General features: G+C 68.2%; 19 protein-coding genes. 8 read left to right on the top strand and 11 right to left on the bottom strand.

The window, feature by feature from the left end; all coding sequences use genetic code 11:
* Nucleotides 1-2: 2 nt before the first annotated feature.
* The 3 genes from PV762_RS15660 to PV762_RS15650 form a co-directional block, all read right to left on the bottom strand.
* Nucleotides 3-2,024 (bottom strand): serine hydrolase domain-containing protein, encoded by a 2,022-nt coding sequence (locus tag PV762_RS15660; protein ID WP_421035931.1) that lies wholly within the window; start codon nucleotides 2,022-2,024, stop codon nucleotides 3-5.
* A 69-nt stretch (nucleotides 2,025-2,093) separates the two neighbouring features.
* A complete protein-coding gene (locus PV762_RS15655; protein WP_421035930.1) occupies nucleotides 2,094-4,094 on the bottom strand; it encodes a serine hydrolase domain-containing protein in 2,001 nt (666 codons plus the stop codon).
* A 10-nt stretch (nucleotides 4,095-4,104) separates the two neighbouring features.
* A complete protein-coding gene (locus PV762_RS15650) occupies nucleotides 4,105-6,345 on the bottom strand; it encodes a TonB-dependent receptor (protein ID WP_421035929.1) in 2,241 nt (746 codons plus the stop codon).
* Nucleotides 6,346-6,595: 250 nt separating this feature from the next.
* Between PV762_RS15650 and PV762_RS15645 the strand changes: the two genes are divergently transcribed.
* Nucleotides 6,596-7,309: a helix-turn-helix domain-containing protein gene (locus tag PV762_RS15645; protein ID WP_421035928.1), complete on the top strand. Its 714-nt coding sequence runs from the start codon at nucleotides 6,596-6,598 to the stop codon at nucleotides 7,307-7,309.
* A 67-nt stretch (nucleotides 7,310-7,376) separates the two neighbouring features.
* Here the strand turns inward: PV762_RS15645 and PV762_RS15640 are convergent, their stop codons facing one another.
* On the bottom strand, nucleotides 7,377-8,801 hold the full coding sequence (locus PV762_RS15640) for a peptide MFS transporter (protein ID WP_421035927.1): 1,425 nt from the start codon (nucleotides 8,799-8,801) through the stop codon (nucleotides 7,377-7,379).
* A 113-nt stretch (nucleotides 8,802-8,914) separates the two neighbouring features.
* On the opposite strand from PV762_RS15640, the gene PV762_RS15635 reads away from it, so the two are divergent.
* From PV762_RS15635 to PV762_RS15620, 4 genes are read left to right on the top strand one after another with little or no spacing between them, the layout of a single operon-like run.
* Nucleotides 8,915-10,066, top strand: coding sequence for an NAD(P)/FAD-dependent oxidoreductase (locus PV762_RS15635; protein WP_421035926.1), 1,152 nt, complete (start codon nucleotides 8,915-8,917; stop codon nucleotides 10,064-10,066).
* A 24-nt stretch (nucleotides 10,067-10,090) separates the two neighbouring features.
* Nucleotides 10,091-11,080: a dipeptide epimerase gene (locus tag PV762_RS15630; protein WP_421035925.1), complete on the top strand. Its 990-nt coding sequence runs from the start codon at nucleotides 10,091-10,093 to the stop codon at nucleotides 11,078-11,080.
* Nucleotides 11,081-11,134: 54 nt separating this feature from the next.
* The gene (locus PV762_RS15625; protein WP_421035924.1) at nucleotides 11,135-12,481 is read left to right on the top strand and encodes an AAA family ATPase; all 1,347 of its coding nucleotides are present in this window, start codon (nucleotides 11,135-11,137) and stop codon (nucleotides 12,479-12,481) included.
* 5 nt (nucleotides 12,482-12,486) lie between these two features.
* Nucleotides 12,487-13,170: a retron system putative HNH endonuclease gene (locus tag PV762_RS15620; protein ID WP_421035923.1), complete on the top strand. Its 684-nt coding sequence runs from the start codon at nucleotides 12,487-12,489 to the stop codon at nucleotides 13,168-13,170.
* On the opposite strand, the gene PV762_RS15615 is transcribed toward PV762_RS15620, so the two are convergent.
* Both PV762_RS15615 and PV762_RS15610 read right to left on the bottom strand, forming a co-directional pair.
* Complete coding sequence (locus tag PV762_RS15615; RefSeq protein ID WP_421035922.1) at nucleotides 13,167-13,661, bottom strand: DUF1579 domain-containing protein; 495 nt, start codon at nucleotides 13,659-13,661, stop codon at nucleotides 13,167-13,169. The two genes, PV762_RS15620 and PV762_RS15615, sit on opposite strands and share 4 nt — an antisense overlap.
* Nucleotides 13,662-13,737: 76 nt before the next feature.
* Nucleotides 13,738-14,661, bottom strand: a complete 924-nt coding sequence (locus PV762_RS15610) for a M14 family metallopeptidase (RefSeq protein WP_421035921.1) — start codon at nucleotides 14,659-14,661, stop codon at nucleotides 13,738-13,740.
* A gap of 113 nt (nucleotides 14,662-14,774) precedes the next feature.
* On the opposite strand from PV762_RS15610, the gene PV762_RS15605 reads away from it, so the two are divergent.
* Nucleotides 14,775-15,764: an aldo/keto reductase gene (locus PV762_RS15605; RefSeq protein ID WP_421035920.1), complete on the top strand. Its 990-nt coding sequence runs from the start codon at nucleotides 14,775-14,777 to the stop codon at nucleotides 15,762-15,764.
* A 103-nt stretch (nucleotides 15,765-15,867) separates the two neighbouring features.
* Complete coding sequence (locus PV762_RS15600) at nucleotides 15,868-15,993, top strand: hypothetical protein (protein WP_421035919.1); 126 nt, start codon at nucleotides 15,868-15,870, stop codon at nucleotides 15,991-15,993.
* 79 nt (nucleotides 15,994-16,072) lie between these two features.
* On the opposite strand, the gene PV762_RS15595 is transcribed toward PV762_RS15600, so the two are convergent.
* The 3 genes from PV762_RS15595 to PV762_RS15585 form a co-directional block, all read right to left on the bottom strand.
* Nucleotides 16,073-16,285, bottom strand: coding sequence for a cold-shock protein (locus PV762_RS15595; protein ID WP_421035918.1), 213 nt, complete (start codon nucleotides 16,283-16,285; stop codon nucleotides 16,073-16,075).
* A 244-nt stretch (nucleotides 16,286-16,529) separates the two neighbouring features.
* A complete protein-coding gene (locus tag PV762_RS15590; RefSeq protein WP_421035917.1) occupies nucleotides 16,530-17,510 on the bottom strand; it encodes an MBL fold metallo-hydrolase in 981 nt (326 codons plus the stop codon).
* 57 nt (nucleotides 17,511-17,567) lie between these two features.
* A complete protein-coding gene (locus tag PV762_RS15585; RefSeq protein WP_421035916.1) occupies nucleotides 17,568-18,269 on the bottom strand; it encodes a glutathione S-transferase family protein in 702 nt (233 codons plus the stop codon).
* A gap of 104 nt (nucleotides 18,270-18,373) precedes the next feature.
* Here PV762_RS15585 and PV762_RS15580 point away from each other — a divergent pair, with 104 nt between their 5' ends.
* Entirely contained in the window at nucleotides 18,374-19,270 is an 897-nt protein-coding gene (locus PV762_RS15580) for a LysR family transcriptional regulator (RefSeq protein WP_421035915.1), read from the top strand.
* Here PV762_RS15580 and PV762_RS15575 read toward each other — a convergent pair.
* Nucleotides 19,251-20,837 carry a M20/M25/M40 family metallo-hydrolase gene (locus tag PV762_RS15575; protein ID WP_421035914.1) on the bottom strand — a complete coding sequence of 529 codons (1,587 nt, stop codon included), beginning with the start codon at nucleotides 20,835-20,837 and terminating at the stop codon, nucleotides 19,251-19,253. The genes PV762_RS15580 and PV762_RS15575 overlap by 20 nt on opposite strands.
* A gap of 93 nt (nucleotides 20,838-20,930) precedes the next feature.
* Nucleotides 20,931-22,769, bottom strand: coding sequence for a M4 family metallopeptidase (locus tag PV762_RS15570; protein WP_421035913.1), 1,839 nt, complete (start codon nucleotides 22,767-22,769; stop codon nucleotides 20,931-20,933).
* Nucleotides 22,770-22,951: the final 182 nt, after the last annotated feature.

The following is a 22,951-nucleotide window of genomic DNA, read 5'->3' as shown; positions in this document are numbered from 1 at the left end:
GCTCAATAGTTGAGGTTGAAGGCCATCAGCTGGCCGACCACGCCGATCCAGACCATGCCCGCCAGGGCCATCGCGACCAGCACGCCCCACACCCGTGACAGACGTGTGGCATCGACGCGGAACAGCTTCCAGGCGACCCACGCGCCGACCAGCGCCGCGGCGATCGCGAACATGCCGCTCAGCTGCATCAGGCCGAACAGCCAGTCGTTGCCGCCGTTGTAGAGGGCCAGGTCGGTGCTGAGCACCGGCATGATGAGCACCAGCCACGCCCCCACCCAGACGAGGTCGACGACGACCGCGATGCGCTGCCAGCGGCGCAGCTTGTGCAGCGCGGGCGACGCGCCGCTGGTGGCGCGATCCGCGCGCCGCAGCAGCGCGCCCAGCGGCCAGGCCGCGAGCGCGCTCGCCAGCACCAGCAGCGACAGTCCCAGGATGCTCAGCGTCAAGGGCGCGGAACGGAGGAAGGGCGCTTCCTGCAACACGGAGACAGGGTTCTCGCTGTCGATCACGGTCTTCACGCCCTCCACCTCGACGAGCGCGAGTTCCTGCATCGCGCCCTGCTTGCGCCACCGCTGCGGCGCCACTTCGCGGAAGGTCGCCATCTCACCGGTCGGGCCCGACGGCGCGAGGATGGTGCCATCGGGATTGGCGGCGATCACCGTCTGGTTCATCAGATACAGCGCGCTGAGGAAACCGTGCTCGACGCGGCGCGAGGTCTGGTAGCGCCCCGCGATCAGTTGCGCGTCCTTGGTCGCGGACGCCAGCACCGGCGCGTCGACGACCGGCTTGCCGGGGAAGTAGCGGTCGAGGAAACCCTCCATCAGCGCCTTGCGCGCGAGGTAGACCGCCGAGTCCTTTCCCCGGCTGTTGAAGGACACGAAGATCCCGACGCCTTCGTCCGGCAGCAGGCTCAGGTCGGAATGGAACACGACGGTGTCGCCGCCGTGACCGAGCAGCGTGCGGCCGTTGCGGAACTCACGGAAGAAGCCGTGCGCCATCACGTTGAAGCCGGGCCGCGCCTGCGCGGACGGGCTGTGCATCAGCGCGGTGGTGGCCGGACTCAGCATCTCGTGGCCGTTGAACCTGCCCTGCTGCAGGTGGGCGAGCATGAAGCGCGCCATGTCCGACGCGGTCGCGCTGCCGCTGCCCGCAGGCGCGGTGACGACGAGTTCGAACGGGGAGGGCTCTGGATCGCTGGCCTGCCGATACCCCTTGGCGATGAAAGGCGCGAACTTCGCCGGCAGCGGTTGCGCCGTCGTCGAATGCAGCATCCCCAGCGGCTGGAAGATGTGGCGGTCGACGTAGGCGTCGAAAGGCTCGCCCGAGACACGCTGCACGATGTAGCCGGCCAGCGCGACGCCGTAGTTGGAGTAGCCCGGTGCCTGCCCGGGCGCGAACAGCATCGGTCGCGGATGCTGCTTCAGGTAGTCCTCGTTGGACGGCGCGAGCTTCGGGTCGTAGGCGAGCAGGTCCTTCAGGCCCTCCTCGAAACCGGCGGTGTGGTTCATCAGATGCCGCAGCGTGATCGGCTTGCCGAAGGTCTGCGGGATCTTGAAGTCGAGGTAGTCGTTGACGTCCCGGTCCAGATTCAGCTTGCCCGCCTGGACCTGCTGCATCACCGCCGTCCAGGTGAACAGCTTGGACGTCGAGCCGGGCCGCACCATCGTGGTCTCCGCGCTCATCGGCACCTTGGCCTTCACGTCGGCGTAGCCGTAGCCCTTCTGGAACAGCACTTGTCCGTCCTTCACCACGGACACCACGGCGCCGGCGATGTCGCCCGCTTCGAGCGCGTACGCGACGCGACCGTCCAGCCAGGCTTCGAGGTCGGTGGCGGTCAGCGCGGCGGCCGCGCGGGCCGCGGAAGCGGACGGCTCGGGCGTGGCGGCGACCTTGGGCGCGAGCGGCTTCTCGGGCGGTATCGCCGCGGGCTGCCCGCTGGGCTGCGAGTGAGACAGCGACGCCGCGGAAATCGCCAGCGCCAAGGTCACCAAGCCGGTGAGACCGGCCTTTTTCATCGGATTCATAGCGCATCCTTCAAGCGAAACAGGCGCGCCTCGTGGGCGCGCCTCGACTCCATCCCGGGAGCCTCGGGGTCAGAAGTTCTGGTTGAAACTCATCAGGTGGTGGGCGGCACCTACCACGATCAGGACCGCGAAGGCCAGCACCCAGACCACGGCCAGCGCCTTGGCCGCCTTGCCGCCGCCGCCCTGGAAGGCGGGCCTCGCCTGCCACAGCGAGGCAAGCAATCCGCCGATGAACGCGACCAGTGTCAGGACTTGCGCGAGGGGCAGGACCACGCTCAGGTCGCCGTCGCCTTCGAGGCGGGTGAACACCAGCGTCCACAGCGCGACCGTCAGCAGGACCAGGACGCTGGCGATGCGCACCGCGAGCAACGGACGGCCCGGCGCCGCGACGCCGTGCCTGCGCCGCAGCACTGCGGCGACCGGCCACAGCAGCGCCGTGAGCAGCAGGGTCACCAGCGCGATCCCGGCCAGCAGCAGCGCCAGGCCGCCCGACAGCGCCGGCACCGGCTCGAACACGAAGGCGAAGACGTAGGGCTCCAGACCCCATCGAACCACGCGGCCGTTCTCGACGATGGCCTGCAGGCGGCGCTTGCCGTGCTCCTCTTCCCACAGATACGGCTTGACCTCGCGGAACACGCTGCGCGAGCCCGCGAGTTCCAGCGCCACGCGGCCGTCGTCCAGTGCCTCCACCTTCAGCGGGCTGAGCAGCGGCAGCAGCGAGAAGAAAGTCGAGTCCTCCCGACGCGTGCTCTGGTACGACCCCGCGAGTTGCTGCGCATGCTGCTTCGCGGTGGCGTCGTCGACCTGGCGCGCCGTCGCCGGGCGGGCGTCCGGCAGGTAGCGGTCGGCGAAGGACTCCAGCACGCGGTCGCGCAACCACTTGCCCTGGCCGTCCTTGCCCGGCGAGTTGACCGAGATGTAGAGCCCGATGCCGTCGTCGACGAACAGCAGCAGGTCGGTGTGGAAGAGGATGGTGTCGCCGCCGTGGCCGACGACGCGATGGCCGTTGATGTCGTGCTGGTAGAAGCCCAGCCCGATGCCGAGCAGGTCCGGCATCGGCTTCGTCAGCTGGCCATGCATCTGCTTCACGGTCTCGGGCTTCAGGAGGCGCGCCTCGCCGAGCTGTCCCTGCTGCAGGAACGCCAGCATGAAGCGTCCCATGTCCGCGCCTGTCGCCGACAGGCTGCCGGCGGGCGCCAGGCTGACGATCTCGAAGCCCTTGCCCGGATCGCCCTGCTTCTCGTAGCCCTGCGACATCAGCGGCGCCAGCGCCGGCGGGAGCGGCTGACGGAAACTCGCGTGCCGCATGCCCAGCGGCGTGAAGATCTTCTGCTCGACGTAGTCGTCGAAGGGCAGACCGCTGACGCGCTGCACGATGTAGCCGGCCAGCGCCGTCGCGTAGTTCGAGTAGCCCGGCCGCGCGCCCGGCTCGTAGAGCGCGGGCGGGATGTAGTCCTTCAACACCTTCGCCAGGTCGGGCGACTTGCCGGTATAGGTGATCAGGTCGCGCGCCGTCTCCTCGAACCCCGTCGTGTGCGTGAGCACGTGCCGCAGCGTCATCGCCTTGCCGTTGAACTGCGGGATCTTGAAGTCCAGGTACTGGTTGAGGTCGGCGTCCAGGTTGAGCTGGCCCTGCTCGACCAGCTGCATCACCGCCGTCCACGTGAACAGCTTGGACACGGAGCCGGGACGGAACAGCGTGCGCTCCGCATCGACGGGGACGCGCCGGTCCCAGTCGGCGTAGCCGTAGCCTTTCTGGATCAGCGGCTGACCGTCCTTCACGATGACGACGACGGCGCCCGGCACCTGCGCCATCTTCAGCGCGGCGGGCATCAGCCCGTCCAGCCAGGCTTGCGTGTCGGCGAGCGTCATCGGCTGGGTGGCCGCCTTCGCCGTGACAGGGGAGGTTGCAGCCGCCGCGGCGGAGGCGGCCGACGCCGGTGCTGTCGCGGTGATCGGCGCGATCGGCGCCGACTTGGGCGTGGTCGTCGGCGTCTGCGCGGAGGCGATCGGCGCGGCGCCGAGCGCGGCCAGCATCAGGGCGCCTAGGCGCAGGGTGAGTGGCTTCATGGGGCGGCGTTCAGAAGTTGTAGGTGACCGAGGCGCCGATCGTGCGCGGCTGCGCCGGCGTCGCGCGCAGCGGACCGCCGAAGGCGGTGAGCGCGGTGTCGGCGCCGAGGATCGCGCGCTTGTCGGTCAGGTTGCGGACGAAGGCCGACAGCTGCCACGCGCCGAAGTCCATGCCCCACTGCGCGTCGACCAGCGTGTAGGCCGGCATCACGAAGTTGGGGATGGAGGTCGTCTCGCTGTCGAAACCGGCATTGCGCTTGCCGACGTGCCGCACCTGCAGGCTCGCATAGGACGGCTTGCCGGCCAACGCAAACGCATAACGCGCGCCCAGCGACACGGACAGCTTGGCGGAGTTGGGCAGCCGCGCGCCGGACGCGCCGAGCGCGGGCGCGTCCTCCTTGAGCTTGCCGTCGGTCCAGGCCAGGTTGCCTTCCAGGCGCCAGTCGTCGTTGATCGCATAGCGCGATGCCAGCTCCAGGCCCTTGACCTCGGCCTTGCCGGCGTTGCCCATCACGGTCGTCGCGCCGAAGGCCAGCGGCTGTTGCAGCTTGCTCCAGCGGATGTCGAAGAGCGCCACCTCCAGCGACAGCCGCCGGTCGAGCAGGTCGGCCTTGTAGCCGGCCTCGTAGCTCCACAGGGTGTCGGCCTCGAAGGAGGTCGGCGCGCCCGGGATGACCTGGCCGTTCTCGTCGATGGCCTGCGGGTTCGGGCCGCCGGGGCGGTAGCCGCTGGCGGCGCGCACGTAGACGCTGCTCTGCTTGTCGAGCGAATAACGTCCCGTCGCGAGGTAGGTGTTCGAACGGTCCTTGGACGTGGCCGGCGTCTCGAAGTCGGGCACGTCGTTGGTCAGCGTCTCGTAGGCCTGCTTGTTGCGGGCCACGCGCGCGCCCAGCGTGAAGGACAGCGCCGAGGTCGGGTTCCAGGTCACGTCGCCGTAGACGGCGTTCTCTTCGTAGCTCGCGGGCTGGCCGACGCGCACCAGCTCCATGTCCGCGTCCGCGCCGGTGGGCAGGCCCCACAGGCGCTGGTTGTAGTTGTTGCGCTCCTTGTTGTGATACAGCCCGACCAGCCATTCGATGGTGCCGCGCGCCGAGGTCAGGCGCAGCTCCTGCGTCTCCTTGCGCAGCCTGGTGCGGTTGTCCAGCTGGACGAAGTCGAAGGCGCCGCCGCCGAGGATCTCGGTGGCGTCGAGCAGCGTGTCGCCGTTGAAGCGCTGGCTGGAGACGATGGCGTTCAGGCGCGCCCAGCCGAAGTCGTAGTCGACGTCGGCGGACAGCAGCCGCGTGCGGATGCTGTAGGGCTCGGAGATCGACAGGTCGTGCGTCAGGTCGCCGTGGATCGGCTGACCGGTGGCCACGTCGTACTGGACCACGCCGGTGCCGTCGCGCTCGATCTTCTGGTCGACTGCGGAAAGGCGGATCTTCATCTTGGACATCGGCTCCAGCAGCAGCGCGACCCGTCCGCCGCGCGTGTCGCCGTCGTTGACGTGCTTGCCCGGCGCCAGGCCCGAGGCCTTGATGTAGCCGCCATCATGGTCGTTGAACGCCGCCACGCGCAACGCGGCGACGCCGGCGCTGAGCGGCACGTTCACGACCGCGTTCTCGGTGTGCCCCAGCGCGCCGCCCTTGATGCCGCGCACGCCGAAGCCGACCTTGCCGGAGAACTCCAGGGTGTCGGGCTCGTTGGTGACGTACTTCAGCAGGCCGCCCATGGCGCCGGCGCCGTAGAGCGTGCCCTGCGGGCCGCGCAGCAACTCGATGTGGTGCAGGTCCAGCAGCGACATGTCGAGCGCGGCGACGGCGGCGCCGCCGAAGGCGGTACTGGAGCCGTAGGCCACTTCGTCCACATAGGTGCCGACCGTCGCCGTGCCCGCGCTGCCCACGTTGACGCCGCGGATGCTGACCTGACCGCGACCGGGACCGCCGTCGCTGCTCACGTCCACGCCGGGCAGGTTGCCGACGTAGTCGACCAGTGAGCCGGCGCCGGAGCGCTCCAGGCCTTCGGTGCTGATGGTCTCGACGCGCAACGGCACGTCCCGCAGCGGTTCACGGCGGCGCGTGGCGGTGACGGTCACGACTTCCAGCTTCTCCGCCTTGACCGCGGCGCGCTCGTTGTCCTTCTCGACCGGTGTCGCCGCCGTCGCCGCGGAGGCGGCCGGCGCGGCGGGCGTGGCGGACTGGCTCCAGGCCGGCATCGCCTGCATCGCGGCCAGGCAGGGCAGCAGCAGCGGCGCCAGGGCGAAGCGGCGCACGCCGGGCGCGGGGCGGCCGGCGCGGGGGGAGCGGACTGACCGGATTGAACGGGCTGGGCGGGGGGCGGCAATCATTCGGTGGACTCCTGGCGGGGCGGGCGAAGTGGAGCCACAAGTTTCCAATTTGGAAAAAGCTTTCACATTGGTGGAAACCTTAGATGCCATCGCGCAAAGCGTCAACTCAGGGTGATCGCGGTGGTCCGCCGGGGAGGCCTTGCTAAGATCGAAGCACTGTCTGCCTCCCTCGACCATGGCCATCGATTCGAACCTTCCTGGTGACCACATCCGCAGCGTGCGACGCCGCCTGGGCCTGACGCTCAGCGACGTGAGCGGTCGGACCGGCCTGGCGGTGTCGACGCTTTCCAAACTGGAAAAGGGCAACATGTCCCTGTCCTACGACAAGCTGATGCTGCTGAGCAAAGGCCTGGGCGTGGACATGGCGGAGCTGCTGGCCGACGTGCCCGGCTCGCGCGCCGCGCCGGGCGGCGGCGGGCGTCGCATCGTGGAGCGCGCCGGGGAAGGGCAGCAGGTGGTGACCGAGAGCTACCAGCAGCTCTACCTCGCGACGGAGCTGCTGAACAAGCGTGTCACGCCGCTGATCGCCGAGGTCAACGCGCGTACGCTGGAGGAGTTCAAGGCCGAGTTCGGCGACCTCATCCGCCATCCCGGCGAGGAGTTCGCGTATGTGCTCGAGGGCGAGATCGCCTTCCACTGCGAGCTGTATGCGCCGGTGGTGCTGAAGACCGGCGACTCGATCTATTTCGACAGCGAGATGGGGCATGCGTACCTGAAGGCCTCCGACGCGCGCTGCCGCGTCCTGGCGACCTGCGCGCCGCGCAGCAGCGGCACGCCGGACGGGTTCAGCCAGCATTTCATCGATGTGTCCAAGCGTCTGCAGGAGCCGGCACCGGCGCCGAAGGCAGCCAAGGCAGCGCCTGGAAAGGCGCGCGGATCGAAGCGCTGAGTCTTTCTTACTCCCTCTCCCGCTTGCGGGAGAGGGCTGGGGTGAGGGCCAGCTGACGTGGCAGTGATCAATCCTCCAGCTTCCTGAGCATCGGCGTGAGCGCCAATAACGCGATCGCCGAAGCTGCGGCGAGCGCTGCGAGCAGCACGAAGAATCCTGCGGGTCCGAGCCACTCCCACGCACGACCCACGACCCCCGACAGCAGGTTGCCCGCGAAGGCCGCGAGGAACCACGCCGCGATGACCGTCGCGCCCATGCCCGACGGCGCCAGTCGCGCGAACAGTCCCAGCCCGACCGGCAGGATGTAGAGCTCGCCGACCGTGTACACCGCGAAGAACACCACCAGCAACAGCCCGCTCACCGGCTTGCCATCGGACATCGCGGCCATCGCCGCCAGCAGCAGGTAGGCGGCGGCGACGCCGGCCGCGCCGATCGCCATCTTCCGGACCGGCGCGGGCTCGCGGCCCTTCACGGCCGCGCGGCGCCACGCGCGGATCAGCAGCGGCGTGAACAGGAAGACGAACAGCGGGTTGAGCGACTGCACCCAGGTCACCGGGATCGCGAAGCCGAACGCGTGCAGGTCGACGCTCGTGTCCGCCCACAGCGCCAGCGTGTTGCCGCTGTGCGCGTACGAGCTGCGGAACACCATCACCGCCAGGGCCACCAGCAGCAGCGGCACGACGATCGCGGCCGCGCCGGGCTTGCGCCGCGCGCTGCCGTCGACCGGTTCCGTGGTGGTCGTCGATCCCGCGGAGCCGGCCGCATCGGGGCTTGCGGCATTGGCGGCGCGCGCGGAGGTTTCGCGCAGACGGTCTTGCGGCAGGTGTCGCCCTCCGAGCAGATAGATGCCGAGGCCCACGCACATGCCGACGCCCGCGGCCCCGAAGCCCCAGTGCCAGCCGTAGACCTCGCCGAGCGTGCCGCAGACCAGCGGCGCGATCAGCCCGCCGAGGTTCACGCCGACGTAGTAGACGTTGTAGGCGCCGCCGCGGCGCGGATCGTCCTCGCCATAGAGATCGCCGACCTGGCTGGGCAGGTTCGGCAGGAAGAGGCCGTTGCCCAGCGCGATGAGCACGAGGCTCGGATAGAACAGCGCCTCCCAGCTCAGCGCGAAATGCCCGACCGCCATCAGGCTGCCGCCGATCACGATCGCCAGGCGCCGCCCCAGCCAGCGGTCGGCGAGGTAGCCGCCGGCGATCGGCGTGAGGAACACGCCCCCCGTGTACAGCCCGTAGATCAGCGACGCATCGGCCTGCGTGAAGTGCAGTTGCTTGGTCATGTAATAGACCAGCAGCGCGCTCATCCCGTAGAAGGAGAAGCGCTCCCACATCTCCGTCAGGAACAGCACGGTGAGCCCGCGCGGCTGGCCGAACCAGGTGGCGCGCGAACGCGTCGCGGAGCGATCGACGCCGGTGTCGCCGGCGTTCCCTGCGTTCCCGGGGATCTCGGCGTTGGCGGATGTGGTGCTGGGGGTGGTCATGGTGGCGCTCATCGTCGCGGTCCTTCCGGCGGAAGTTCTGCGGGTCTTCCCGTGTCAAACAAGGTTGTGCATCGAGTTGTCCGGATGGTAGAGTTATTTTCCAAATTGGAAAGTAGCTAAAAACCATGAGTGAGACGACCGCCCGCAGCGTGGATTGCCTGGTGATCGGGGCCGGCATCGCCGGGGCGTCGATCGCGGCGAACCTCGCGCCGCACCTGACGGTGGCCGTGCTCGAAGCGGAGGCGCACGCCGGGTATCACACCACCGGCCGCTCCGCGGCGCTGTACTCGGCGCTCTACGGGAACGCGCCGGTGCGCGCCCTGACGCGGGCCAGCCGACCGTTCTTCGACCGGCCGCCGGCCGGTTTCGCCGAAGTGCCGCTGCTGCGGGCGCGTGACACGCTCTATCTGATCGGCGCCGGGCAGCAGGCCATCGCCGACCGCTTCGCCGCGGACGAGGACGTGCGCGCCCACACGCGGCGCCTGGAGCCAGACGAGGTGATCCGGCGCATCGGGATCCTGCGACGCGAGCGGATCGAAGGCGCCTTGCTCGACGACACCTCCGCGGACATCGATGTCGACGCGCTGCATCAGGGTTTCCTGCGCCTGGCGCGCGCCGGCGGCGTGCGGGTGCACCTGGGGGCGTCGCTGCGCGAGCTGGTGCGCGGGAAGGCGGGCTGGCTCGCCCGCACCGACAGCTTCTGCCTGCGCGCGCCGCTGGTGATCAACGCGGCCGGCGCCTGGGCGGATGCGGTCGCGCAGATGGCCGGCGTCGCGCCCTTGCCGCTGCAGCCGCTGCGGCGTACGGCGGCGCTGATCGACGTGCCGGCCGGCGTCACCGCCGCGGAGGCCGCCGACTGGCCGGCGGTCATCGCCATCGACGAGAGCCACTACTTCAAGCCCGATGCGGGCCTGCTGCTGATCTCCCCGGCGGACGAGACGCCGAGCCTGCCCTGCGACGCGCAGCCCGAGGAACTGGACGTGGCCATCGCCGTCGACCGTTTCGAAACGCTCAGCGGCCAGCGCGTGGCGCGCGTGCGGCATCGCTGGGCAGGGCTGCGCGTGTTCAGTCCCGACCGCACGCCCGTCGCGGGCTTCGATGCGACGGCGCCGGGATTCTTCTGGTGCGCGGGGCAGGGCGGCTACGGCATCCAGACCGCGCCTGCGCTGGCACGGGCGGCCGCGGCGCTCGCGCTCGGCCAGGACCTGCCCGACGACATCGCCGACGCGGGCGTCCACGCCCGGGATCTCTCCCCCCAGCGTTTCCGCAACGCCTGACCCTTCCTGCCGAGTTCCTTCCCCATGCCCCGCCTCCAACTGTCCACCCATGTCGAGCAGCTCGTGCTGCGCGAGCCCTTCGTCATCTCCGGCTACCGGTTCACCGAGATGCCTGCGATGCGCGTCGTCCTGCGGGACGGCCCGTTCGAAGGACGCGGCGAGGCTGCCGGCGTCTATTACCTGAACGATCGCCCGGGGGACATGCCGGCGCAACTCGAAGCGGTCCGCGACGCGATCGAGGCCGGCATCGGCCGCGAGGCGCTGCGGCACCTGCTGCCGCCCGGTGGCGCGCGCAACGCGGTCGACTGCGCGCTGTGGGCGCTCGAAGCCCGGCGCACCGGCCAGGCCGTGTGGCAGATGGCTGGGCTCGGCGAGCCGCGCCCGCTGACCACGACCATCACGCTCGGCGCCGACGAGCCCGGCGCAATGGCGACGAGGGCACTGGCGCTCAGCGGCATGAGGGCGCTCAAGCTGAAGCTCACCGGCGATACCGATGCCGACATCGCGCGGGTTCAAGCGGTGCGCGCGGCGCGACCCGACGTCTGGCTCAGCGTCGACGCCAACCAGGGCTTCACGCCGGCCACCATCGAAGCCTTGCTGCCGGTGCTGGTCGCCTGCGACGTCAGCCTCGTCGAACAGCCGTTCACGCGCGGCCGCGAGGCCGACATGGCGCTCGTCGACTTCCCCATGCCGACGGCGGCGGACGAGAGCTGCCTGACGCTCGATGAACTTGAGACGCTGCCGGGGCGCTTCGACGTGCTCAACATCAAGCTCGACAAATGCGGCGGCCTGACAGAAGCGCTGCTGATGGCGCACCGGGCGCGCGTGCTCAAGCTCGGCGTGATGGTCGGCAACATGGGCGGCACCAGCCTGGCGATGGCGCCGGCGATGCTGGTCGGCCAACTCTGCGACATCGTCGACCTCGACGGGCCGACGATCCTGGTGCAGGACGTCGTGCCGGGGGTGAGGTACGGCGAGGGGAAGGTGGACTGTCCGGTGACGGTCTGGGGGTAGCCGCCAACGAGATGGACAGTCGCCCGGGTCCTCGCTGCGCCGATTCATAATGAGGTGCACAACCACTCGGAGGTCTTTTTGAGGCTGACGCGGATCAAGCTGAAGAACTATCGTCGCTTCGACGAGTTTGAGATCAGCCTTCACCCCGAACTGACGGTCATCGCGGCCAGAAATGGTCAGGGCAAGACCACCATCCTTGAAGCGATCGCAGCATCGCTCGGCCCCTTCGTCGGCGCGTTCGACGCAGGAAAGTCCGAACACATCCGCCGCACGGACGCCCGCTACGGGCCGGTCGGGAATGGTCTGGAGAACGAACAGAACTTTCCCGTGCTCATCGATGCAGCCTTGATCGAGCCGGCTCACATCGAATGGCAACGTGGCTTGTTCAGCGCCAAGGGCCGGACCACCACGAAGGAGGCTGTGCAGCTGGCTCGTTTGGGCTCATCGTTGCAGACGCAGTTGCGCCATGCTGCCGAGACGCCGTTGCCGGTCATCCGCTACTACAGCTCGAAGCGGCTATGGGTCAGCCACAAGAGTTCGTCGACCAAAGCGACGCTCACTGAAAGTCGGACGGTGGGTTACGAGGACTGCCTATCGTCGCTGTCCAGCTTCGTGCAACTCCAGGAGTGGATGCGAAAGGCTTCGTTGGCCGTCGTTCAGCAGCGCGACCAGCCTGGCTATGAGGGGTCGGACCTGCAACCCCGTCTGCAGGGCATTGCTGATGCGGTCGATGTCGTGATGACAGGCGAGGGTTGGAGTCATTTCCATTACAGCCTCGTGTTCGAAGAACTCGCCATGGTTCACCCGGAACACGGTGCCCTGCCCATCAGTCTGCTCAGCGACGGTGTGCGCGCCATGATCTCCCTGGCGGCCGATCTGGCCCTGCGTTGCGTGCGTCTCAATGGGTTCTTGAGGGAGCGGGCGCCGCGCGAGAGCGCCGGCGTCGTCCTGATCGACGAGGTCGACCTGCATCTGCACCCTGCCTGGCAGCAACAAGTGATGCAGAGCCTGAGGAATGCCTTCCCCAAGCTGCAGTTCATCGTCAGCAGCCATAGTCCGCAGGTGCTCTCCACGGTGAAGCGGGAGAACATTCGGGTCGTCTTCAAGGACACTGAAGGCCACTGGCAGGCTCCAGCTCCCGATCAGGAGATTCTTGGATTGGAAAGCGCGGTCGCGCTTAATGACGTGATGGGCGTGAACCCCATCCCGCCCGTGCAGGAGGCTCAACTGATTGCCGACTACACCGCAGCGATTGAGCGCGGACAGCACGACACTGCAGACGGCCGAGCACTGCGCAATCGGCTCTTGGCCATCTATGGCACGGGGCACCCTGTTTTGATCGATGCCGACAGGCTCATCCGATTCCAGGGCTTCAAGCTCCGTCAATCGCAGGAGACGTAGGGCTGATGCACAAGCTTGATCGTGCAGGGGTGACGCCTCCCACGTGCCTGACGGGCTATAGCTATCCCACGCACAAGTGGGAAGACCTGGGACGCGAATGCAAGCGTGAGTTGCGAGCCGCACTCGTGTTGATGCAGGGAGAGCCGGGAGTCACGACGCAGGACGCCAACGAGTACGGTCTGCGATGTGCCTACTGCGAGGGCAGGGTGCTCCACGAAGGGCATATCGAGCATTTCCGTCGCAAGAATCCCCTCCACTTTCCTCAACTGACCTTCGCCTGGGACAACCTGTTTCTCGCATGCGGTTCGAATGATCACTGCGGGCACTACAAGGATCGCAATGGCGCCTCCTACAATCCGGCGGCACTCCTCAAGCCAGACCAGGACGAGCCTGACGACTACCTGCATTTCCATTCGTCCGGGGAAGTCCGTGTGCGTGAAGGGCTGGAGCAGGCTGACGCGTATCGAGCCAGCGAAACCATCCGTGTGTTCGGGTTGGACAATCCCACATTGAAGGGAGCCCGCGCCAAGGCCTTGTCGGTCTATAAAAAGAAGGTGGTGGGCGATCTCGATGAACTGGCTTCGTGGTCACCTGCCGACAGGCTGGCGTATCTAGCCGGCGAGATCGCGGAAACGCGATACGAGCCGTACGCGACCACCGTCAAGCACTTCCTGCAACGCTCCACTTAGAGATCGCTCGCAAGCCTGGTGAATCGCATCACCCAGTTCGTCTCCCAAGTCGTCCCGCCGTCGGCCGAGAACGCCTGCTCCCAGCGGGGTTCCTGCGCGTTGCGCTTGTCCCACGTGAATCGCACCTTGATGTCTCGCCCGTCGAGCACGTGGTCGGCGAAGAACAGTCCCATCGGACCGTCGAAGCGGCCCTTCACCGGCACATCGAGCGCGTGGGGCGCGCGGCCGTCCAGCCACCAGATCGCCCACAGGCCGCTCTTCGGATCGAAGGAGCGCAGCGCCACCGCGCGGTAGCGGCCTTCCGGCAGATCGAGCTCGTTGTCCTCGATGTTGCCGAGCCCGCCGAGGATGGGCCGCGTGGTGCAACGGCCTTCAAACTCGGTCCAGTCCTCGCAGCCGCTGAGGCGGCGATTCAGCCGGCGGTGATGGATGGCGAAGGCGCCGAATTCGAAGTCGAAGTCATCGGCGCCTGCAGGGGAGGGCATGTGCATGGGTGGCCTCGGGTCGGGTGGTCGACCCGGGCAGTCTCCACGCGCGGCTGCCCAGTCCTGGCAGCAGGGCCGGCGTTCAGGACCGGTGCGCGAGGGCGAAGTCCAGCGCCGCGCGCACCGCGGTCACCTGTGCCTCCACGCATTCCTCGGGATTCGTCCGCGGACTGTCGGGATACACCTCGGTGGTCGTCGTGAACGGCGCCCGCGTCACGCACGCGCACAGGCCGGAGTTGCGGACGGGGAACTCGATGACGCCGCGCGCGCTCAACGGCGCGCCGATGATGCGGCCGTCGGCATCGGGCGGCGCGATGTGGGTGACCTGCTCGACCGCGCGGATGATCGCTTCCTGGAAGTCCAGCCGCGTCGTCTCGCTGTCGCCGACGAGGTAGAAGCCGTCGGGCACCGATTCGGGCGCCAGCGGCTGGCCGTCGCGCGAGGCCTTCGCCAGCCGGAATTCGGTGACGTCGGTGTCCGTCGTCTCGTGCAGGTCGATGTGCAGCAGGAACCGTCCCGCGTACGGCGCGAGCAGCTCGATCAGCGCCGAGGACTCCGCGGCCTCGCGGCTCGCGCCGAAGTTCCGGTTGGGATCGACCGCGTGGTAGTTCCAGCGGCACACGCGCTCGTAGGCCCACGGGCTCACGCAAGGCACGACGATCACGTTCACGCGATCGCTGAAGGCTTCGGCGTGTTCCTCGGCGAACCGGAGCGCGCCCAGCACGCCGCTCGTCTCGTAGCCGTGGACGCCGCCGGTGACCAGTGCCACCGGCCGCGCCGGATCCCACGAGCGGCTCTTCAACGCGAGCAGCGGGTAGACATCGTCGCCGTAGGTCAGCTGTCCGTAGCGGACGACCTCGAAGCGGTCGGCCAGGGCCTCGACGCGCGTGACGACGTCGTCCTGATAGCGCCGGGACACGACCTGGCGCTCGCGCCAGGCGGTGCGTTCCGCGTCACCCCAGGGGACGCCGGGAATGCCGATGGGATAGAAGTGCGCTGCGCTCATGAATGCTCCGAAGCATTTGCCGAACCCGGGGAGGGTCATCCAGTCGACGAGTGTCTCCCATCCGCGATGGTCGACTATCCTGCGCCGGCATTGTTCAACCAGGAGCTGCGCGCATGAAGACCACCAAGCTGGGCAACACGGGACTGGAGGTCTCGCGGCTGTGCCTGGGATGCATGACCTTCGGGGCGGCGGATGTCGGCAATCACAGCTGGACGCTGGACCTCGACGCCTCCCGTGCGATCTTCCGCCGCGCGGTCGAGCACGGCATCACCTTCTTCGACACCGCCAACAGCTATTCCGGCGGCACCTCCGAGCAGATGGTGGGCGTGCTGCTCAAGGAGATGACGCGGCGCGAGGACGTCGTGCTCGCGACCAAGATGTACTTCCCGTACGAGACACCGGAGGGCGTCAGGCATCGCCGCGGCCTCTCGCGCAAGCAGGTGCTCGCCGAGATCGACGCGAGCCTGGCGCGGCTGGGCACCGACTACGTCGACCTGCTGCAGATCCACCGCTGGGACCCCGGCACGCCGATCGAGGAGACCATGGGCGCGCTGAACGACGTGGTGCGCTCGGGCCGGGCGCGTTACCTCGGCGCTTCGTCGATGTACGCGTGGCAGTTCGCGAAGGCGCAGGAGGTCGCGCGCCGCAACGGCTGGACGCCTTTCGTGAGCATGCAGAACCACCTCAACCTGCTGTACCGCGAGGAAGAGCGCGAGATGATTCCGCTGTGCGCGGACCAGGGCGTGGGGTTGATCCCGTGGAGCCCGATGGCACGGGGCCGTCTGACCCGCCCGGCGGACGAAGCCACGCCACGGCTGCGGACCGACGACGTCGGCAAGCGGCTTTACGACAAGTCGGGCGATCAGGACCGCCCGGTCATCCAGGCGGTTCAGGACCTCGCGGCGAAACGCGGCGCGAAGATGGCGCAGATCGCCCTGGCGTGGGTACTCGCGAAGCCGGAGGTCACGGCGCCCATCATCGGCGCGTCGAAGATCGAGCAGCTGGACGACGCCGTCGGCGCGCTCGAGCTCGCGTTGGCCGACGACGAGATCGTCGCGCTGGAAGCCCCCTACCTGCCGCACGCGATCAGCGGACACGAGTAACTCCGGGTCGCATCACCGGCGGGTCGCACTACCCTTCGGTCCCGGACCAGATTGCCCACGATCGTTGGCGGCGCGAGAGAGAGCCTCCACAACACCGGAATGCATGCCGCGCAACAGGCGCAGGGGGGGCGCGATCCTGCTCGTCGACGTCGACGTCGACGTCGAGACCGGCACCGAGTTCCGCATCACCCTGTCGATGGGCTCGCCGGAAAAGCAGACGGCGCCCTGACTTGCGTCGAGGGCGCCGTGCTGTCGTCATCGATGACGGGCATCGAGGACCGCGCGCCGCCGAGGCGGCGCGACGTCGATCAGATCGTGCGGATGTTCGAAGCCTGCAGGCCCTTCGGGCCTTCCTTGGTTTCGAACTCGACCTTGGCGCCTTCGGCCAGGGTGCGGAAGCCGCCGTTGTTCTTGATTTCGCTGTGGTGGGCGAAGAGGTCCTTGGAGCCGTCGGTCGGGGTGATGAAGCCGAAGCCCTTGTCGTCGCTGAACCACTTCACGGTGCCGGTCTGAGTCGTCATGGTGTTTCCTTTTGGAATGAATGAACAGGAGAACCCGGCGCGCTGATGCGGGCCGGGACAGAAACACTCAAGAACTTGCAGCGGGGGGGTGTTGCTGAAGCAGTCCGCTCGCGCGAGGGGCCCGGAGAAGGCCGGCGGCGGCTGCAGAGAAGACCTCAGAAGAAAGGTCTTGTGCGAATCTATCCTGCTAATGTAGCACGGATGTGTCATTCGTAGCACTGCTGAGTCAGCCGCCCCTCAAAGGCTACTTCTGCGGGTGGTAGTCGTTGACGTAGGGCATGGCAATCCAGCGGTATCCCCTGCCATCGGCTTGCAGGTGCCCGACGCCGGGGAAGGCGACGTGGTCGCCCGCGACCCAGTAGCGGCCCTTCAGCGCATCGGCGAAAGCCTGCTTGCGCGTGGCGGCGGCCGCCTTCGGATCGACGTCGAAGGCGACGGTCACGTCGGGCCGGGGCAGCTGCACGTCGGCCACGTGGAGCAGGTCGCCCCAGAACACCAGCTTCTCGCCATGGCTCTCCAGCACGTAGAAGCTGTGGCCCGGCGTGTGCCCCGGCGCCGGCAGTGAGCGGATGCCCGGGAAGAGCGCGGTCTCGCCGCTGAAGGTCTTCACGCGGCCCGCGTCGACGTAGGGCTGGACCTTCGCCAAGGCCTGGTCGAAGTAGACCTTCAAGGCTTCCGGCGCGCGCTCGCGCTGGCCGGCACCCAGCCAGTAGTCGAGTTCCTTGCGTTCGAGGTGCAGCGTCGCGTTGGGGAAGGCGAGGCGCGACCCCTCCATCAGGCCGCCGGTGTGGTCCGTGTGGATGTGGGTGATGAGGATGTCGGTGATCTGCTCGGGCGCGTAGCCGGCGCCCTTCAGGCTCGCGCTGATCTTGTTGAGCGTCGGGCCGTAGAGCTCGCCGGTGCCGGCGTCGACCATCACCAGGCGGTCGCCGGCCTTGATCAGGTAGGCGTTGATCGAGGCCTCGACCTCGGTGCCTTGATAGGTCTTGGCCAGGTGCTTGGCGACCTCGTCGGCGCTGATGCCCTTGAGCACCTGCTGCGCCGGGATGGGCAGCGTGCCGTCGGACAGCGCGATGACTTCGAATGCGCCGATCCTGAAATGCTGGTAGCCCGCCTGGATGTGGCTGAGCTTGGGTGCGGGCGCGCTCGCGCCCTCTGCGTGGACGGCGGGCGCCACGGTGGCGAAGGCGGCGGCGATGGTCAGGGTGAGGAATGAACGATTCATCATGGTCTTGTGGACGTCGAGGTCGGAATGGAAGGTGATGGCGGAGCGGTCAGGCGGTCAGGCGGTCGCGGCGGTCGGCAGTCCGTGCGTGAACAGGCTGGCGCGCGTCTGCGCGTCGGTGTCCTGTTTGAAGTCGAAGCACGCCGGCAGCGCGGCGACGCGTTGCGCGGCGGGACGCTCGTTGATCTCGTGGAAGAGCCGCGCGACGTTCGGATACCGCGACCAGGCGTCCTGGCCGAGCAGGTACTGCAGCCCGCGGCACCAGCCCCACAGGGCCATGTCCACGATCGAGTACGCGTCGCCGGTCAGGTAGCGGCGCGCGGTCAGACGAGCTTCCACGATCGCCCAGTGGCGGTCCGCCTCGAAGCGGTAGCGATGCGCGCCGTAGGCCTCGCCGGCGGGCGCGTAGTGGGTGAAGTGGATGGCTTGGCCGGTGAACGGGCCGATGCCCGAGGCGATGAACATCAGCCAGGACAGCAGCTCCGCCTGGCCGGCCTCGGACGGATCACCGTTGAAACGCCCGGTCTTGCGGGCGAGGTGCAGCAGGATCGCCGAGCTATCAAAGATCGCGATGCCTTGATCCACGAGGGCAGGCACCTTGCCGTTCGGATTGACGGCGCGGAAGGCGTCGCCGTGCTGCTCGCCCCTGGCGATGTCGACGGGGAGAAGCCGGTAGTCAAGACCGCTTTCCTCCAGGAATAATGCGACCTTCGACGGATTCGGCGTCGGGTGGTAGTAGAAATCGATGGGTGACGGCATGGACGCTCCGTGGCGGGGCTGGCTTCTGAGGAAGCGAAGCGTAGGACCGGAGCGACAACGGGTGTGAGTCGTCAAAGTCGATGGGAGGTATCGGAATCGTGGATATGAGACGTTCGGATCTGCACCTGCTGATCTCGCTGGACACCTTGCTCGACGAGCTCAACGTGACGCGGGCCGCGCAGCGCATGCACATCAGCCAGCCGACCTTGTCGGGGCATCTGGCCAAGCTGCGCGAGCTGTTCCAGGACCCGCTGCTGGTGCCGTCGGAGACCGGTCGCGGCATGGTGGCGACGGAGCGCGCGCTGGCCTTGCGGCCCGCGCTGGCGCAGGCGCTCTCGCAGTTGCGCGAGGCGGTCGCGCAGCCCCACGACTTCGATCCGGCGACGTCGGCGCGGACCTTCACCGTGGCGGCCAACGACAGCGTGTTCACCATCCTGGCGCTGGACGTGATGGCCGAGGTGATGCGCCACGGCAATCCCGGGCTGAAGATGGCCGTCGTGCCGGCCTACGACACCGGGCTGGTCGAGCGCATGGCGCGCGGCGAGGTCGATCTGTTCCTCGGCGACATCGACAAGGTGCCGGAATCGTTGAAGGCGAGGTTCCTGCTGAGCGCCGACTTCGCGCTGGCGCAGCGCCGCGGTCATCCGCGCGGGAGCAGGCCGCCGAAGCTCGATGAATACTGCGATCTCGGCCACGTCATCGTGTCCGCGAGGGGCGAGTTCTCATCGCCCGTCGACGACGTGCTGGCCAAGCTCGGCCGACACCGCCGCGTCACCGCGGCGGTGCCCAGCTACAACCAGGTCGCGCTGGTGCTGTCGCAGACGGACCTTGTCACGACGCTGCCGCGACAGCTGCTGCAGCGCTACGAGTCCTTCGTCGAGCTGCTCGAACTCCCCTTCGAGCTGGCGCCGTTCCGGCTCGCGATGGCGTGGCACCCGCGATCGCAGAACGACGCCGGCGGGAAGTGGCTGCGGGACTGCTTTACTGCGGCCGGTAAGTGACCTTCAGCTGGTAGTTCCCCGCCGAGTACCCGTACACCAGCACGTACACGTCGCCGTTGGCCGTCATGGCCACGGTGCAGGTCTCGGCAGCCGACGAGCCGTTGGAGCGGCAGGTGTAGGTCGACGTCGTCGGCACCGCGCTCTTGCGGACGTAGAGGTCGATGTCACCGGTGCCGGTCGTGCTCGCGGCGAGGCTGCCGCCGTTGGCGACCTTGAACGGGCCGAAGCTCTTGCTCGCGCCGCGCGCCAGGCTGCCGCTGAAGTTCTCCGTCTTGTCCGTGGGCGGCGGCGTGCCGGGTCCGTCGCTGCCGAGTTCCACCGCATACGCCGCGGCCATGCGCGCGAACTTCAGCGCGTGGTCGGCCTGGCTGCCCATGTTGGCGTAGGTGTCGTTGGCCGTGTGGATGTACGGGTTGTCCGCGCTGAAGCTCGACTCGAAAGGCATGCTCGCGAAGAAGCCCTTGGCGTTCCACGACGCATGGTCCGAGCAGGCGTAGCCGCAACGGTCCGTCCCCACGCGCAGCGTCGGCAGGTAGGTCGCGATCACGTTCGTCAGGAAGGTGTTCTGCGCGCTGTCGGTGTAGTCGGTGAAGATGTAGATGTCGTTGGCCGCGCCCTTGTAGTTGGTCATGTCCAGCTGCAGCACGCCCACCACATTGGTGTTGGCCGCGGCGAAGCTGTTGGCGATCTCCTGCGAGCCGCGCAGGCCGACTTCCTCGGCCGCATAGGCCATCAGCTTGATGGTCCGCCGCGGCTTGTAGTTCGCCTGCACCAGCGCGCGCAGGACCTCGGTCAGGCTGGCCACGCCGGAGGCGTCGTCGTCGGCGCCCGGCGCGCGCATGGTCTCGCCCGAGCCGCCCGACTGGTTGATCGAGTCCAGGTGCGCGCCCATCACGACCACTTCGCTGCCGTTGTCGCTGCCCTGGATCGTCGCGATCACCGACTTCTGCGCCCAGCCCGAATGGGTGAACTGCTCGACGGTGATGTCGCTGCGTCCGGCGCCCAGCGTCGTCCACTTCTGCTTGAGCCAGTTGGACGCGGCGACGCCGCTCGTGCTCGTGTAATAGCGGTTGATGTTGGCCGACAGGTCCACGATGGTCTGGCCGATGTTGCTGGCCTGCATCTGCGACAGGATGGGCGTCACGACGGCCTGCTGGTCGATCGTGTAGCTGGGTCGCGTCGCGACCAGCGCGGCGGCCAGCTGCTGCGAGGCGATCGGCGTGCTGTGGCGCTGCAGCGAGGCCAGGCCGGCTTCGCGGCTCGGGTGGTACATGTAGCCGCCGCAGCGGCGCAGCTCTTCGTGGATCGAGTGGCTCAGCGAGGCGAGCACGTCCTCGTCGACCTCGACCAGATGGATGCCCTCTGGCCTGGCGGCGAAGGACTGCGCCGACGTGTCCTGCGCGGCGTCGGCCTTGACGCTGGCCACGGCGCGCGCGGCCGGACGGTGTTTCTGCAACTGGGCCAGCGCGGCGTCGCCGAGGCTGATCCAGACCTTGTCGCCCGCGTAGGCGGGGGTGAGCGCGGCCAGGCCGACGCACACCGCGGTGATGGTGAGGAATGAACGCATGGGTGTTCTCTCCGGAATCGTTCCAGGAATGGCGAAGCCGGCGCGCCGCGCGGGGCGGCGCGCCGGATCGATCAGACGGGGGTCAGCCGATGATCAGTAGGTCCCGACCAGCGTCGCGCTGGTGACCTTCGAGTACGCGCTGACCAGCACGTAGTACACGCCGGCCGTCGGCGCCGAGAAGGTGATCGTCTCGGCGTTGGTCGAGCCGATCGAGCGCTTGTCGTAGCTCGAGGTCGTCGGCGCGGAGCCGCGCTTGACGTAGACGTCGCCGTCGCCCGTGCCGCCGGACAGCTTGATCGTCAGCGTGGAGCGGCCCGACGGGACGGTGATGCTGTAGAGCTTCGTCGCGCCGGTGGCCAGCGAGATGCCGGTCACCGGCACGCCGGAGGTCAGCGGGGTCGCGGTCGGGGGCGGCGTGGTTCCCGAGCAGCTCACGCCCACGCTGGCGAAGGCGGCCGTCACGTCGGCCTTGGCGTAGCCGCGGTTGGTGGCGGCAGTCTCCACGCCGCAGGCGCCCTGGTTGAAGGTGCTGTTGGCGGTCCAGTACAGGCGGTTGGCGTCGACCATCACCTCGAAGGCCTTGCGCGTGTTCCATCCCGGCTTGGTCGCCAGCAGGTAGAAGGCCTTGTTGTAGACGCCGCTCGAGTAGTGCACGTCCATGCCGCTGCGGTAGTCGGCCGCGTTGCCGATGGAGCTGCCGTCCTTGGTCGGATCGTCGAAGTAGCGCAGGGCGCCCGAGCCCTTGAAGATCTGCGCGCCCACCAGCCAGTCGTTGCTGCCGTTGTTGCGGTAGTACTCGGCGGCTTCGCCAGCCATGTCGGAGAAGGCTTCGTTCATGCCGCCCGACTGGCCGGAGTAGGTCAGGCCGGAGTTCTGCTCGGTGAAGCCGTGGCTCACCTCGTGCGCCGACACGTCCAGCGACACCAGCGGGTAGAAGGTGGTGCGGCCGTCGCCGAAGCTCATCGCCGTGCCGTCCCAGAACGCGTTCTCGTAGTTGCTGCCGTAATGCACGCGCATGTAGAGCGTCCCGGTCAGCGGGCGGATGTTGAACCAGTCGCCGTACATCTTGAAGATGATCTCGCCGAAGTAGTGCGCGTCGTTCAGCGGCGAGTAGGCGCCGTTGATCTGCTTGTACTCGTTGCGCGAGCAGGTGAACTGGAACGGCGTGTTGCTGGCGCCGGTGCTGCCGTTGAGGTTGACGGTCACGACGTTGCCGGAATTCATCTGGCAGGTGTCCGTCACCTTCAGCGCCGGGTAGTCGGTGCCGTACTCGTAGCGGCCGGTCTTGGCGTTGCCGCCGGGGCCGGTCGCGTCCTTGTGGGCCAGGCCGTCCCAGCGCTCCAGCACCGCGCCGGTGGTGGCGTCGATCATGAAGTGCGGGCGGCTCGGCTGCTTGGCGTCATGGCGCACGAAGGACACCAGGTAGAACAGCTGCGCCTTGTTGTTCTGGTTCAGCCGGACGTAGAGCTTGACCTGCTCGTTCTCGGTGATCGCGGCGTTGATGGCCCCCTTGGCCTGCGCCAGCGCGCCTTGCGAGGTCAGGCTGGCCTGCGTGGTGGCGAGGTCCTGCTGGATGTTGGCCAGCATGCTGCCGGAGAAGCGCGAGGTGCCGGCGTTGGTGTCGAGCTGCTCGACCACGCCTTCACCCCACACGGGGACGCCCTGGTAGTACTGCTGGTGGCGCGTGACGACCTTGCCGCCGGCATAGGTCTGGCTGCGCACGGCCTGCAGGTCGTTGGCCGCGAGGCCGAGCGACGTCGCGGCGGACTGCGGCGCGGCGCTGGAAGCGCGCATCTGGGTGTTCACCGGGGACGTGTCGTCCAGCAGGACGCGGTCCGCGGCGATCGCCTGGCAGGCGGCGGTGGCCGCGGCGGCGACGAGGGTGGCGCGAATCGCGCGCTGGATGAATGCCTGTGTGGAAACGTTGGACATAAGCCTCTTTCATTCGTGATGGATCGATCAGATCTCCCGATGAAATGGCCGTACGCGCTCAGGTAAGAACGGGACGGCCCCCTCTGCTCGCGACCCGGTGGTGGGGCCGTGTCAGATGTTGTTGGAGGTGCGGCTGGCGCCGCGTCCCGAGGTGTCGCCGGGTGCCTCGGAGGTCCCGAGGT

The sequence above is a fragment of the Mitsuaria sp. CC2 genome (assembly GCF_048957715.1).
GTDB lineage: Bacteria > Pseudomonadota > Gammaproteobacteria > Burkholderiales > Burkholderiaceae_C > Roseateles.
The sequence above is the reverse complement of the archived record's forward strand: the minus strand, read 5'-3'. Positions and strand labels throughout refer to the sequence as shown.

Excerpts from the sequence above, each read along its gene's own strand:
- PV762_RS15660 (WP_421035931.1), bottom strand. The coding sequence starts at position 2,024 with ATGAATCCGATGAAAAAGGCCGGTCTCACCGGCTTGGTGACCTTGGCG.
- PV762_RS15655 (WP_421035930.1), bottom strand. The coding sequence starts at position 4,094 with ATGAAGCCACTCACCCTGCGCCTAGGCGCCCTGATGCTGGCCGCGCTC.
- PV762_RS15645 (WP_421035928.1), top strand. The coding sequence starts at position 6,596 with ATGGCCATCGATTCGAACCTTCCTGGTGACCACATCCGCAGCGTGCGA.
- PV762_RS15640 (WP_421035927.1), bottom strand. The coding sequence starts at position 8,801 with ATGAGCGCCACCATGACCACCCCCAGCACCACATCCGCCAACGCCGAG.
- PV762_RS15635 (WP_421035926.1), top strand. The coding sequence starts at position 8,915 with ATGAGTGAGACGACCGCCCGCAGCGTGGATTGCCTGGTGATCGGGGCC.
- PV762_RS15630 (WP_421035925.1), top strand. The coding sequence starts at position 10,091 with ATGCCCCGCCTCCAACTGTCCACCCATGTCGAGCAGCTCGTGCTGCGC.
- PV762_RS15620 (WP_421035923.1), top strand. The coding sequence starts at position 12,487 with ATGCACAAGCTTGATCGTGCAGGGGTGACGCCTCCCACGTGCCTGACG.
- PV762_RS15615 (WP_421035922.1), bottom strand. The coding sequence starts at position 13,661 with ATGCACATGCCCTCCCCTGCAGGCGCCGATGACTTCGACTTCGAATTC.
- PV762_RS15610 (WP_421035921.1), bottom strand. The coding sequence starts at position 14,661 with ATGAGCGCAGCGCACTTCTATCCCATCGGCATTCCCGGCGTCCCCTGG.
- PV762_RS15605 (WP_421035920.1), top strand. The coding sequence starts at position 14,775 with ATGAAGACCACCAAGCTGGGCAACACGGGACTGGAGGTCTCGCGGCTG.
- PV762_RS15600 (WP_421035919.1), top strand. The coding sequence starts at position 15,868 with ATGCCGCGCAACAGGCGCAGGGGGGGCGCGATCCTGCTCGTCGACGTC.
- PV762_RS15595 (WP_421035918.1), bottom strand. The coding sequence starts at position 16,285 with ATGACGACTCAGACCGGCACCGTGAAGTGGTTCAGCGACGACAAGGGC.
- PV762_RS15590 (WP_421035917.1), bottom strand. The coding sequence starts at position 17,510 with ATGAATCGTTCATTCCTCACCCTGACCATCGCCGCCGCCTTCGCCACC.
- PV762_RS15585 (WP_421035916.1), bottom strand. The coding sequence starts at position 18,269 with ATGCCGTCACCCATCGATTTCTACTACCACCCGACGCCGAATCCGTCG.
- PV762_RS15580 (WP_421035915.1), top strand. The coding sequence starts at position 18,374 with ATGAGACGTTCGGATCTGCACCTGCTGATCTCGCTGGACACCTTGCTC.
- PV762_RS15575 (WP_421035914.1), bottom strand. The coding sequence starts at position 20,837 with ATGCGTTCATTCCTCACCATCACCGCGGTGTGCGTCGGCCTGGCCGCG.
- PV762_RS15570 (WP_421035913.1), bottom strand. The coding sequence starts at position 22,769 with ATGTCCAACGTTTCCACACAGGCATTCATCCAGCGCGCGATTCGCGCC.